The sequence below is a fragment of the Pseudomonas salomonii genome (genome assembly GCF_900107155.1).
Taxonomy (GTDB): Bacteria; Pseudomonadota; Gammaproteobacteria; order Pseudomonadales; family Pseudomonadaceae; genus Aquipseudomonas; species Aquipseudomonas salomonii.
This window is the reverse complement of sequence record NZ_FNOX01000002.1, coordinates 631,834-644,471: the sequence shown is the minus strand read 5'-3', so window position 1 is coordinate 644,471 and position 12,638 is coordinate 631,834. Positions and strand designations below refer to the sequence as shown.

At 58.4% G+C, this 12,638-nt stretch carries 8 protein-coding genes; 5 read left to right on the top strand and 3 right to left on the bottom strand.

Features of this window, described 5'->3' with window-relative positions:
• Positions 1-15 precede the first annotated feature (15 nt).
• Together BLV67_RS06955 and BLV67_RS06950 are read left to right on the top strand one after the other, a co-directional pair.
• On the top strand, positions 16-333 hold the full coding sequence (locus BLV67_RS06955) for a hypothetical protein (RefSeq protein ID WP_069787868.1): 318 nt from the start codon (positions 16-18) through the stop codon (positions 331-333).
• Between the two features lie 12 nt (positions 334-345).
• Positions 346-1,500 carry a PQQ-dependent sugar dehydrogenase gene (locus tag BLV67_RS06950; RefSeq protein WP_069787867.1) on the top strand — a complete coding sequence of 385 codons (1,155 nt, stop codon included), beginning with the start codon at positions 346-348 and terminating at the stop codon, positions 1,498-1,500.
• 122 nt (positions 1,501-1,622) lie between these two features.
• Here BLV67_RS06950 and BLV67_RS06945 read toward each other — a convergent pair whose 3' ends face one another.
• Entirely contained in the window at positions 1,623-2,102 is a 480-nt protein-coding gene (locus BLV67_RS06945; protein WP_065930190.1) for a nuclear transport factor 2 family protein, read from the bottom strand.
• 54 nt (positions 2,103-2,156) lie between these two features.
• Positions 2,157-2,720, bottom strand: coding sequence for a TetR/AcrR family transcriptional regulator (locus tag BLV67_RS06940; RefSeq protein ID WP_065930189.1), 564 nt, complete (start codon positions 2,718-2,720; stop codon positions 2,157-2,159).
• A gap of 125 nt (positions 2,721-2,845) precedes the next feature.
• Here BLV67_RS06940 and pssA point away from each other — a divergent pair, with 125 nt between their 5' ends.
• The 3 genes from pssA to BLV67_RS06925 all read left to right on the top strand — a co-directional run bounded on the left by pssA (position 2,846) and on the right by BLV67_RS06925 (position 11,751).
• On the top strand, positions 2,846-4,189 hold the full coding sequence (gene pssA, locus BLV67_RS06935; protein ID WP_069787866.1) for a CDP-diacylglycerol--serine O-phosphatidyltransferase: 1,344 nt from the start codon (positions 2,846-2,848) through the stop codon (positions 4,187-4,189).
• Between the two features lie 379 nt (positions 4,190-4,568).
• Positions 4,569-7,784 carry a hypothetical protein gene (locus BLV67_RS06930; RefSeq protein ID WP_069787865.1) on the top strand — a complete coding sequence of 1,072 codons (3,216 nt, stop codon included), beginning with the start codon at positions 4,569-4,571 and terminating at the stop codon, positions 7,782-7,784.
• Positions 7,785-7,953: 169 nt separating this feature from the next.
• Complete coding sequence (locus BLV67_RS06925) at positions 7,954-11,751, top strand: hypothetical protein (protein WP_244160700.1); 3,798 nt, start codon at positions 7,954-7,956, stop codon at positions 11,749-11,751.
• 60 nt (positions 11,752-11,811) lie between these two features.
• On the opposite strand, the gene efeO is transcribed toward BLV67_RS06925, so the two are convergent.
• Positions 11,812-12,630, bottom strand: coding sequence for an iron uptake system protein EfeO (gene efeO / locus BLV67_RS06920; protein WP_065930186.1), 819 nt, complete (start codon positions 12,628-12,630; stop codon positions 11,812-11,814).
• Positions 12,631-12,638: the final 8 nt, after the last annotated feature.

Genomic DNA, 12,638 nt, shown 5'->3' with positions numbered 1-12,638 from the left:
CAAAGAGGTTTTGTCATGAACAGCTGTGTGCGTTACCTCGCCGTCGTCGCGCTGGGCCTGGCCCTCGCGCCATTGGCCCAGGCGCAGAACCTGCCCGGCAGCTACAACACCCATAACAGCCCAATCCATCGGGCCAACCCGAACAGCATGCAGGGCACCCAACCCAATGCGCCGGCCACCAACCGTGGGGTTCAACCCGCGCCGACCGGCCCTGCACCCACCGTCGAAAACGGCGGTATCGGCAATCGTTACCCGACCCGTAACGCGGCCCCGAGCCGTCCTGCCACTGCACCCAAAGCGCCCACTTACGATGCCAACGGCAATCGCCGGTAAGGACTCCGTCTTATGTTTCTACGTAAAACCCTGTTAGCCGCCCTTTGCGCAACCCTGCTGCCTGCGACGGCCGTCATGGCGGCGGATGCCCAGCAGTTCCCCAGCGAACAAGGCAGCATCACCGCCACCCCCATTGCCAAAGGCCTCAACCACCCGTGGGCCGTGGCGTTTCTGCCGGACAAACAAGGCTTCCTGGTGACCGAGCGCCCCGGCCACCTGCGCTTTGTCAGCCCGGACGGCAAGCTGTCCGCGCCGCTGACCGGCGTGCCGCAGGTGTGGGCCAAAGGGCAGGGCGGTTTGCTTGATGTGGTGCTGTCGCCCGACTTCAAGCAGGACCGCCTGGTCTACCTGTCGTATGCCGAAGGCGGCGGCGAGGGTGGCAAGGCCGGCACTGCCGTGGGGCGTGGGCGCTTGGCCGATGACATGAGCGGGCTCAAAGACTTCAAGGTGATATTGCGCCAGGAGCCCAAGCTGTCGACCGGCAATCACTTCGGCTCGCGCTTGGCCTTCGACCGCGATGGCTACCTGTTTGTGACCCTGGGCGAGAACAATGACCGCCCGACGGCCCAGGACCTGGACAAGTTGCAAGGCAAGGTCGTGCGCATTTACCCGGATGGTCGTGTGCCGGATGACAACCCCTTTGTGGGCCAGCAGGGCGTGCGCCCGGGGATCTGGTCCTATGGCCAGCGCAACCCGCAAGGGCTGGCGTTGAACCCCTGGAGCGGCACGATCTGGGAAAATGAACATGGCCCGCGCGGCGGTGATGAAATCAACATCATCGAGCGCGGCAAGAACTACGGTTGGCCCCTGGCAACCCACGGCATCAATTATTCGCTGACGCCGATTCCGGAAGCCCAGGGCAAGGCGGTGGAGGGCACTGTGCAACCCCACCACGTCTGGGAAAAGTCCCCCGGCATCAGTGGCATGGCATTCTACGACGCCGAGCGTTTCAAAGCCTGGGACCACAACCTGTTTATCGGCGCATTGGCCAGCCAGGAGTTGATTCGCCTGCAGTTCGATGGCGATAAGGTGATTCACGAGGAACGCTTGCTGGGCGGGTTGAAGGCGCGGATTCGCGACGTGCGCCAGGGGCCGGACGGCTTTCTGTATGTGCTGACCGACGAGGACAAGGGCGTGCTGTATCGCGTCGGCTTGAATCAAGACTGACAGAGCTCGATGAGCCAATGTGGGAGCTGGCTTGCCTGCGATACAGTCGATTCGGTTTATCAGGGAAACCGAGACGATACTATCGCAGGCAAGCCAGCTCCCACCTTTTGATTGCGTGTGGCTTACAGGCCCAGGTCAGACAACCCCGGATGATCATCCGGGCGCCGGCCCAGTGGCCAGTGGAACTTGCGTTCGGTTGCTTTGATCGGCAGATCGTTGATGCAGGCAAAGCGGTTGGCCATCAGGCCGTTTTCGTCGAATTCCCAATTCTCGTTGCCATAGGAACGGAACCAGTTGCCGGAGTCGTCATGCCACTCATAGGCATAGCGCACGGCAATACGGTTGTCGGTGAATGCCCACAACTCCTTGATCAGCCGATAATCCAGTTCCTTGGCCCATTTGCGCGTGAGAAAGCCCTTGGCCTCTTCGCGGTTATGCGCAAATTCGGCGCGGTTTCGCCATTGCGTGTCCAGGGTATACGCCAGGGACACGCGCTCCGGGTCGCGGGAGTTCCAGCCGTCTTCGGCCAGACGCACTTTTTGAATCGCCGATTCACGCGTAAACGGTGGCAGTGGCGGGCGTTGTTCTGCTGTGGATGACATGGGGCAGCTCCTGTAAATACCAAGGTGGTGTCGAAAGTTGCTCAGCCTGTGCGTTCAAAGTCCCAATAACGTTCGCGCCATGCATTGCGCATTATCAGCCGCTGTTGAATCGCCCATGACCAGGGCAACGGTAATGGCGCCATCGATGAGGATCAGCAGGTGCGCGGCCTGCCGTTCGGGTTCGGGGGTGCCATGTGCTTTACACAGTTCAAGAGCGTACTCGAACAGTTTTTGTTTATGCGCCTTGGCCAACAGGCGCACCGGATCTTGCGCGTCGCCGGTTTCGCCACTGGTGTTGATAAAGGCGCAACCGCGAAAGTCCGCAGCGCCAAACCAGGTCTTGAGCGCGCTGAACAACGCCAGCAGGCGCTCGCCGCTGCCTTCGCTGCGTTCCACTTCAGTGCGTAGCCACTGCATCCAGCGCGCGTCGCGGCGTTGCAGGGCGGCGATGACCAGTTCGTCTTTATTGGCAAAGTAACGGTAAATACTTTTGCGCGAGACGCCGGCGGTTTTCACCAATAACTCCATGCCGGTGGCGGCGATGCCGTGGCGATAGATCAACTTCTCGGTGACGTCGAGGATAATGTCGCGGGTTTCATTGCTGTTGATATCGTTCATGGCGAAGACAGTAGAACGATCGTTCTTCATGGTCAATTAAATTTTTTCCATCTGCCGCGGCGAGACCTGAGCAGCCCCATGGTGTAAGCTCTGTGCCTCTTCGGATTCGACCCATAGCGAGCCTTATGCCGTCGTTCTTCAAACGCTCCCTGTTGCCCAAACTGCGTGGTTTCCCGCTGTCTCCCGATGCCATCGACGTGCTGTCCGGTGCCGCTGCGTACCGCCTGTGCCTGCTGGAAAAAATCGCCCAGGCCACCCGGCGCATCTACATCGTTGCGCTGTACTTGCAGCAGGACGAAGCGGGGCAGGAAATCTACGACGCCTTGCACGCTGCCAAGGCGGCACGGCCCGAGTTGGATATCGTGGTGGTGGTTGACTGGCTGCGCGCCCAGCGCGGCCTGATCGGCGCCGGCAAGCAGCCGGGCAACAGCGCCTGGTACCAGGCCATGACCCATTCCCACGCCAGCGAAGTGCCGGTGTACGGCGTGCCGGTGCAAACCCGCGAACTGTTTGGCGTGCTGCACCTCAAGGGTTTTGTGATCGACGACAGCGTGCTCTACAGCGGCGCCAGTCTCAACAATGTGTACCTGCACAAGTTCGACAAATACCGCTTTGACCGCTATCACCTGATCCACAGCAAGCCTTTGGCTGACTCGATGCAACACCTGGTGGAGCATGGGCTGGTCGCGTCCAAGGCCGTGCATCGCCTGGACCTGCCAAACCTGCCGACCACCCGCAGCCTGCGCAATGACATCGGTGACTTGCGTAGCCGCTTGAAGCACGCGGCCTACGACACCACCACGGGGTTGCTGCCCAATGGGCACTTGTCGGTCAGCCCGTTGCTGGGTGTGGGCAAGAACAATCCGTTGAACCGGGTGATTCTCGAACTCATCGCCAGTGCCCAGCATCAACTGACCATCTGCACGCCGTATTTCAACCTGCCGCTGCCGGTGACCCGTGAAATAAACCGCGCCCTGGCGCGTGGGGTGAAGGTCGACATTATCGTCGGCGACAAAACCGCCAACGATTTCTACATCCCGCCCAGCGAGCCGTTCAAGGTGATTTCGGCGTTGCCTTACCTGTATGAAATCAGCCTGCGCCGCTTCGCCAAACGCCATCAGCCGATGATCGACAGCGGCCAGTTGAACCTGCATCTGTGGCGTGACGGTGACAATACCTATCACCTCAAGGGGATGTGGGTCGACCAGCGTTACACCTTGCTGACGGGCAACAACCTCAACCCACGGGCGTTCCGCCTGGATCTGGAAAATGCCCTGCTGATCGATGATCCCAAGGGCGAGTGGCTGGCGCCGCGGCGCACAGAGCTCGCGCAGATCTTCCAGCACACCACGCGTATCGAGCGGTATCAGCAATTGCAGACCCTGGTGGAGTATCCGCCCGCAGTCGGCAAGTTTTTACGACGGGTCAGCCGGGTGCGGATTGAAAGGTTGCTCTACCGGATCTTGTAAGTCGCCGCACTTCGCCTAGCAAACTCTCTCACTGCCTTAGCCGTCTTAGGAGTTTTCTTACACCCAGATTAGATCCAGGTTCGTACATTTCTCCCTAGACAGTTCTTAGGGACAAGAGCTCTTGCCACTTACTGGTACAGAGGAACTAGAAATGTCGAACATCTCGCCACTTTTTCACGCTCGCACGTATACCCCGCCGGTGCTGCCATCTGCACCAGCACCAGCCCATGGCCCCGCGCTCGAAACGGGTACTCGCGGCAAACGCAGCCTGGAACCCGAGTCGCTCTCGTCATGGACGCTCCCTGCGTTGCCAACGGTTCCTGCCGAGGCCGCGTCAAGCGCTGACCGTGCCTTACAGGCGGGGCTGGGGAGCCAGGCCTTGCGTCAAGCGACAGACCGCAGAGTCAACCTGGCCGCCAATACGACGATTTATCCGCTGTTCGATGCTTACCGGCACGCGTTCAATACGCCTGAGCTCCAGAGCTGGTTCCTGAGCAAGGGCATGGCGTTGTCGACGGTGGTGGTCAAGCCCGACTCGGTGACGGGCAGCGTCACCCGTGACGGTGTCACCAGCGTGCAAACATTTACCACCAGCGATGCATCCGGTTGGTGGGAAGCCAGCGCAAGGTTGCGCGCCGCTGCCCGCAGTCTTGATCCTGACGGGGCCGGGTTACCGTATGCCGACCTTACCGGCAGCACTTTTTCGCGCAATGCAGTCATGCGCTGGTATGGGGTGCAACCACCCGCTAGCGATAGCAACGTGACGCAAGCTCAGCAAGCACTGGCGGCCGCGGACTGGTCAGCACCCGAAAAGAAGGCTGAACTCGACACTCGCGTGCACACAGCCAGGCAAGCGATTGACGCCCTGGATGAACGCGCTCATCTGGCAGGCGTCCTGACTCAACACATCACAGACAAGCCCGATGAGCAAACCGTGGAACTGGCCGAGTTGGCCGTGCCCGTCAGCAACAGCTCAGGACTGACCCGTAACGAAGCCGGCAAGGTCGGGATCAGCGACGCTTTGCAGGCTTATGGATTGTCATTGCCCAAGACCGTGGGTGAGTTGCGTAATACCGTGCGCTGGCTGACCACGGTATTACCGCCGCCTGCACCGTTGGGGAATTACTCCGGCCTGTTAGGCCGCACCTGGGCACCCGGAGACTTGTCTATCGCCGATAAAGCCGCCTTGGCGGCGGTGGGAGATACCCCAACTGATGACAACTCAGGCGACGCCATGTTGGTGCTACTCAATACCGGAGGTATCCTCGATCGAAATACACCCGAGGATCTGCGTGCTCAAGCCGAACATTTCATCAGCCAAATGCTCAGTGACCCTCTGGTCTTGTTGCTGGGTGATAGTTTAGCGTTTGACCAGCGTTTTCGTGGCGCATCCGGCACCCGACAATTGTCGGACGCCGAACGCAAGCAGTGGATCATCGCTGCCATCAAACTCAAAATTGATCCACAGACGCCCGGGCGTCCAGGCACAATCGCCGGCTATGACCTGTATCAGCCAGGCAACAGTGGGCGCAGTATGGCCGAGGTACGCGCGGATCTCGAAGCCCATCTCAAACAGAACAAACTACTCGACCCCCGAGCCGCGCCGCTCGTGGCCCATTTGTTGCTGGCCAGTGCTGCGCCTGAGTTTCTTGTGCGGGGCATTCCCGACACGCTGCGCATGGGTTCGCCTGAATGGGCAGATTTGCGCCTGGGCGTCATGTTTGCCGAGCGTCAGGGCGGCGCCGGCGTTTCGCGTGCCATGAGTTACGCGCAGGTTATGGCACTCAGCCGGCTGGACCCGCGCACGCCGGAAGAGGCCGCCATACTCGATAATTACGGGATGGCCGCATTACTCGATTGGGGCTTGATGCAGGGCGTCTACACCCGACCGGCGGATGGGCGCTATACACCCCAGATGTACCAGCAGGCCAAAGAGGCTTTCGACGCGCAGCGCACGCAGCTCCTTCAAGCCTTGAACCACTTCAATGTGGCGCTGCCGACGCGAGAAAAACGTGCGATCGAGAACTTGCGGCACGTCTTTCCCGATCTCAGCGTTGAGCAAATAAAAGCGTTGCGTGTGTACATCGCAGACCCGAATGAACGTCGCAACCAGAAGTTGTCGGAGCCGGTAACACGCCCGTTGGTCGAGACGTACATGACCGGCGACCTGGTTGAGGGCCGCTGGATGCTCCTGACCCCGGGGCAGGCGCTGCCGAAATCGCCCACCCGCAAAACCCCGTTTGATTTCAACAAGGGCCTGAGCAAAGCAGACCAGGACGCTATTGATGCAAACGTGCGGGCCCTGGATGCCAAAATCGCCCAGTTACCGAATGTGCAGGCCCAGTTGCCCGCAGAGGTCGACACCTATTTGGCCAACCTCAAGCAGGGCTTGAGCACCGTCACCAAGCGCATGATTGCCAACCTGCCATTGGCTGATCGCCAGGCCCTGGAACTGGGCAAGGTCGAACTGTTTGCCCTGCGTGAGCAAGTGGACGGCGTGCCCACGCTGGACCAGACACCCGATCAGGTGGAGGAGCGGCGAGGGCGCAAAGGTACGTTGATACGCTGTGAACACTTGGGTGTGATCCGCTATTTTGAGGTCTTCCCGGATAAGTTGTTGATCATCAAACGTGATGATCTACCGGATACGTTGACACTGGGCGGTGAACTGCAAAACGACACCAAGGTGTACGGGCGTTGGGCACCTACCAAAACGAAACTGCAGAACGGTTTGGAGGAACCGTTTGATTTTGTGGCTTACAGCTCCGACGCAGTGCCAAGGCCCGGCGTCAAATCGCCACACGTCATTATCGAAAAAATTGGGGATACCTTGCCCGCCGCGCCGTCGACCGAGCAGAGCGATATGCAAACGGTGGTGCCCAACAGTTTTTCTTCGGCCCGCACCCAGTCGATTGTCGAGCGCCTAATGCAGGGCAACTTTGTTCATCATCGCGACACCACGTTGCAGCTCGCTCAGGGCAAGTTGCCGTTGGAGCAACAGCGCGAGCTATCGGCTCACAGGGACCAGGTGCTGCTGGGCATGATTCCGTTCGTAGGGGCAATCATGGATCTGGCCCAGGGCAACGTCGTCGAGGGCACGCGAGGGCTGATTATCGACACGGTGGGCGCCATTATCGGGGGCGCAGGCTCGACCCTGAATGCCTTGTTCAAATCCACAAAAGTTGTCGCGCCCTTCGGTGCCAAGGCTTTTCGCGTCCTGGAAAAAGGGGTCAGCGTCGTCAGTGGTTTCCTGAACCCACTGGATGGCACGGCGGACCTGCTGACCGGCGTTGCCAAAGGCATATTCAGCCTGCCTAAACTGCTGAACAAGGCACCCACGCCTTCGCTGGTGACCACGCTGGGCTCTGTGGAGGAAAAAATGCGTACATGCCTGGGCGTGAGCCGCGTGCTGAATCAACCTCCGCCAGCCCCAAGCCCTGCCGGGCAGAGGGCCACTCACAATGGGCACAATTATTCGGTGCCGGTTCAAGCGGTGCAAATCGGTACTTATTGGTATGCGACGGATCCCACCACTCATTTGCCGATCGGCACCCCGTTGGACGGGTTTAAACCGCTGAACGCGACGGCTGCATAAAAAACGCCCCCAAGCCTGGCCAATGCTTGGGGGTGTTATTGCCAAGATTTTACTGCCATCTAGTTAAGAAAATGCCTACGGCCCGACTTCGCATTACTTAATATTTTATTAATCAATTGTTTTTTAGGGACGAGAACACTCATCAACTCAATCGGTAGAGAGATTTTGAATGTCGACAATCCTTGCAAAAGGTGGCGTTCCGGTTTTACCCCTTTCTTCCTCCGCTCAAGTCAGTACCCCACACATCCCCACCGCCGATGTACCGGCTTCTCCCTCCGTTATCGCTGTGACCCCAGGCCCCAGCCCAACTGATACGCATCATTCCAGGTCATTGCGCGAGGTGAAGCTGCAGGAACAGGCAGGCCGGGACAAACGTGACACTGACGTTAAAAGCGCAGCGGTGCCACCTGCCAAAGCAGGCAAAGTCAGGCGGCGATACCCCGCAGCAGCGGACGCTGAAAAGGCGGACATCGCGCTGCAGAAAAGGTTGGTTAACGGGTTGAACACTGACAACGCGGATGAAAAAGCCAATCCTGAAAAATCATCCGTAGAGCCCTTCATCGAGATGTACAACCAGGCGGTTAATGAGCCATCCGTCCAGGCGTGGTTCCGTTCTCAAGCGTTGAAGCCCGAAACCATACGGGTATTCAATGATTGCGTTGTGGGCGTTGTGGTACGTGACGGTAAAGAAACCTTACAGCGTTTTTCGGCCACTGATGGTTCTGGCTGGGGGCAAGTCAGTCAAACGATCTCGGCCCTGCAACAGGTGCTTTCGCCGAGCAACCTGGGCCTTCCCGCAACTGGCCGTCCCAACGCCATTGGCCGTGACGTGTTGCTGGATTTTTACGGCGTAAAGCCACCGGAAAGTGAAAAAAGTGCCCACCACCTGAGCAAGCATCTCAAGAACAACGGGTGGCCCAAGATCACTGCGGCGCGACGCGATGAATGGCAACGCCAGTTCAAAGAGCTGGCCCAGCGTCGTGAGGACAGTGCGGTACGTGCACGCGTGGTAGAGCAGTTTCGCTCACAGTTCACGGGTGAACCCGACACGAACGTGCTTGACCTGGATGACCAGAACGTGAAGGTCGATCCGGGTTCCTCCCTGGATCAGCGCAGCAAAAAGCCGCGCCAGCTTTTTCTTCAGTTTCTGGAGTCTGCGACCTTCCAGGCCTTTTTGAAGAAGGCCGGGTACGATCTTCCTGGCAGTGAGTTCCGGATGCCTGAGTTCAGGCTGTCGGAGGGCGACTTGCAGATGCGTAATCTTGCCGGGGATTGGGTTTCCATACAGCAAGCTTTCGACCATGAGGTCGAGCGGGCGTCGAGAAATGACGACGCTGAAGGGAAGGCGGCACGCAAGATGAACGAGGCTTACGACCAGTTAGTGAAGATGAGCAAAAAGACCGGGAATGCGCTGTACTCCACACGCACTTATGATACGCGTCAGGTCCTGGCGTTTTACGCGCCCGATGTCCCGAAAACCGTCGGCCAGTTGCGTGCGACGATCCATTGGTTAACCACTCAAATGCCGTCGCCGCCGCTGGCGGGTGATTACGCAGGCATGACGCCGTACGGCGGGCCAGGGCTGTCCTCCCACGTGACGCAAACGCTCCAGGGTCGATCGGCGCAGGTCGAAGTGGCGCTCAAGGCCTTTTCCCCCCCTGCCTCAGGCTTTCAAGCCTATCCCGACCCGGACAGTCATCTCGCCGCTTTTTTTGATTCGCCACAGGCCATTGCCATGGCTGAAGACATTGCCAAGTCCATTGGGCTCTATGCTGTGGCCGATGGCCAAGCGTTGACGAGAACCGATCGCCACCAACTCTTGGCCACCACGCTCAAGTTCTGCGTCGATAGCCCGGTGCCGGGCAAGCGGGGCACGGTGGCGGGCTATGAGTTGTATCAGCCTGGCAATAAGGGCCGCACGCTTAAAGAGGTGCGTGAACGTGTCGAGAGGCACTTGGAAAGTAAGGGGGTCGACCCTAAGGTTTCGGCCCTGATGGCCCATCTGTTGCTGGCCCAGTCGGCACCGGAGATGCTCGTCAAACGAGACCCTGGCGTCGATGCCGAAAAGGCCAAACTGTTCAACCAGGACCCGGAGAACATCAAGGTCGGCAGCACAGCCTGGATGAACATGCGCCTGGGCTGTGAGATAGCGGGCGATTCACGCTTGAATCTTACGCAAGTGCTCGCGCTGGCACGTCAGGAGGCTACAGGGCCTAAACAAGAAGCCTTGATCAAAACAATGGGGGTTTCGCCACTGTTGGATTGGGCAGTGATGAACGGCATTTTTCCAGCCACTTCAGATGGTCGCTATTCGACAGGGGATTACGAGGCCGCGTCGAAAGCCTTTTCCGAGCGCGAATACCAGACCCGTGAGGCGTTCAACGTACTGATGAGCGAGCCGCCTACTGAATCAAGCGTGCTGGTCCGACAACTGCTGCTGCTGTTCCCGGAAATGACCGAGGAGGAGATTCGCAACCTCAAGGTGCCTGATTATCCCGATACAGGTTTTTCCGCCGGTGCATTCAGGTCTGGAAAAACCGACCGCAATGAGAAGTTTTTGATCGATGTCATCTTGATGAATTACAAGGACAACAAACCCTTGCTTGGCGTCAAAGACTATTGGACGCGTAGCGCGTTTGCTCATACGAAGGTCGACTTCGCGACCTTTAAGGAGCGGCTCAAGCAATTGCCCAGGATCGAGCCATTAGTAGCACCTGCCGTCGATAAATACATTGCCGACCTCCGTGCAGCGCAGTCAACCACATTGAAGCTGATGATCGCTGATCTACCCCTTGAAGATCGCAAGGCGCTGGAGTGGGGGAAGATCACGTTCTATAGCGTGCGCAAAACGACCGGAGACTCACTGCGCGTCGATCAAGGGCCGGACTCAAAAGTCGAACAGAGCAAAGGCAAGCATGGCCTCTTGCTTCGCTATGAAACTGGCCTGGTCAAACCCAGGTTCGGTTACTACGAAGTTTTCCCAGGGTCCATGACGATGGTCAAGCGACCGGACTTGCCCTCCAAGCTGCCGCTTGACGGTAAGGTGGAAAATGAAACGCTACGCGACAGTCTCTATACCTATGCAGGGCCGGTGATCCGGAATGGAACGACTCAACCGTTTGATTTTGACGCCTACAGTACAGGCTCTGAGCCGCGTGCTGGGGTAACGTCGCAAGTGATTATCGAGGAGCTTCCAGACCCGATACCCGAGAGGACGGGCCATATTCACGATCGGGCACCGAACACCTTTGCTTCCTCCAAAATATCTCAGATAGTCGATAGGCTAGTAGCCTATAACTTCAAAGATGAACGTGACGCACGGATCGCCTATGCCAATGAACCCACGGACTTGTACAAGCGTAATCACCCTTTTTCCACGAGCAGTCTGTTTTCTGCTGAAGGTACTCGAATGTTGCTGAGTCTGATTCCTTTTGTGGGGGCGATGGCGGATTTGGTGGAGGGTAAAACAGAAGACGGCGCGAAAGGCCTGATGATCGACGTCTTGTCTTTTTTTGCGACCGGGGGGTGGTCGGGATTAAAGGCGTTTGGCAAAGGCTTGAAAATGTTGATCCCCTTCAGTGGCACGCCATTCACCTTGGCCGCGCTCAAAGGCGGGGTGACCTACATTCGTGGACTGTTCAACCCATTGGAAGCCATCCCCAGCATTTTTCGTGGGGGGGTAAATGGTGTTAAGGGGCTGGGTAAAGTCGCCAACGGAGTCCCGGTTCATATCGGCTCGAACATTTATCTGCCGGTCACTACTTTCGAGCAGTGGCGATGGCTCTCGGGCGCTTCGGATTCGGTGTTTGGCAATCGGAGGAAAAACTTTCCAGGAGCCCGTAAAGGTTTCAGTGGCGGCCAGGAGGTCCTGGCGGTTCAGAAGAACGGCTCGTGGTATGCGATCAACCCCGTAAGCCATAAACCCGAAGGGACTCCACTGGAGCACTTCAGGCCCGCTCCCGTGTGATGTTTGACACCCAGGTGTTCGGCCGCCCCGCAGGGCTGCACGAACGCCTGGGCGCATCCATCAGTTCAAGCCCAACTTGCCGCGCAGCATCGACAGGTCTTCAGCCAAGGTGTTGACCGGGCCCACCAGGGCCTTGCGGTCGGTTTCCTTGACCTTGTCGTAGGTCTCATAACCGCCATCTTTGGTTTTGTACTTGGCCAGGATCTTGTCCACGGCGGCAAAATTCTTGTCGACCTTGGCCAGGAAGACTTTGTCCTGCTTCTCGATCTGGCCACGGAACAGGTCGACGATTTTCTTTGCGCCGTCGATGTTGCCCTGGAAGTCATACAGGTCGGTGTGGCTGTAACGGTCTTCTTCACCGGAGATCTTGGTGGCCGCCACTTCTTCCAACAGCGCTGCAGCGCCGCCGACGACTTTTTCCGGCGGGAAGGTCAGGCCGTCCACGCGGGTTTTGAGGTCGTTGACGTCGGTGTTGAGCTTGGCGGTCAGCGCTTCCAGACCTTTGGTGGTCTTCTCGGAGAACAGCACGTACTCGATGCGGTGGAAACCGGTGAAGTCTTCAGCGGTTACGCCTTTCTCGTGGTCGTCGACACGTGAGTCGATCGAAGCGTCGAGGTCGCTGAACAGCTCGGCGATCGGCTCGATGGACTCATAGTGCACGCGGGTCGGCGCGTAGAGCTTCTGCGCGGCGGCCAGGTCGCCCTGGTTGATGGCATCGGTGAACGCCTTGGTCTGGGTGACCAGTTCGCCGATTTCTTCGGTGACGTAGATCTTGTAGTCCGACACCGGGCCTACCAGGTCCAGAGGCGCGGTGGCGGCGAAGGCTGCCAGCGGTGAGAGGGTCAATAGCAACGACAACGCGATAGTCGACTTCTTCATGGGACGTT

Bases quoted from the DNA above. Each gene is read 5' to 3' on its own strand.
- BLV67_RS06955 (WP_069787868.1), top strand. From the start codon at position 16: ATGAACAGCTGTGTGCGTTACCTCGCCGTCGTCGCGCTGGGCCTGGCC.
- BLV67_RS06950 (WP_069787867.1), top strand. From the start codon at position 346: ATGTTTCTACGTAAAACCCTGTTAGCCGCCCTTTGCGCAACCCTGCTG.
- BLV67_RS06945 (WP_065930190.1), bottom strand. From the start codon at position 2,102: ATGTCATCCACAGCAGAACAACGCCCGCCACTGCCACCGTTTACGCGT.
- BLV67_RS06940 (WP_065930189.1), bottom strand. From the start codon at position 2,720: ATGAACGATATCAACAGCAATGAAACCCGCGACATTATCCTCGACGTC.
- pssA (WP_069787866.1), top strand. From the start codon at position 2,846: ATGCCGTCGTTCTTCAAACGCTCCCTGTTGCCCAAACTGCGTGGTTTC.
- BLV67_RS06925 (WP_244160700.1), top strand. From the start codon at position 7,954: ATGTCGACAATCCTTGCAAAAGGTGGCGTTCCGGTTTTACCCCTTTCT.
- efeO (WP_065930186.1), bottom strand. From the start codon at position 12,630: ATGAAGAAGTCGACTATCGCGTTGTCGTTGCTATTGACCCTCTCACCG.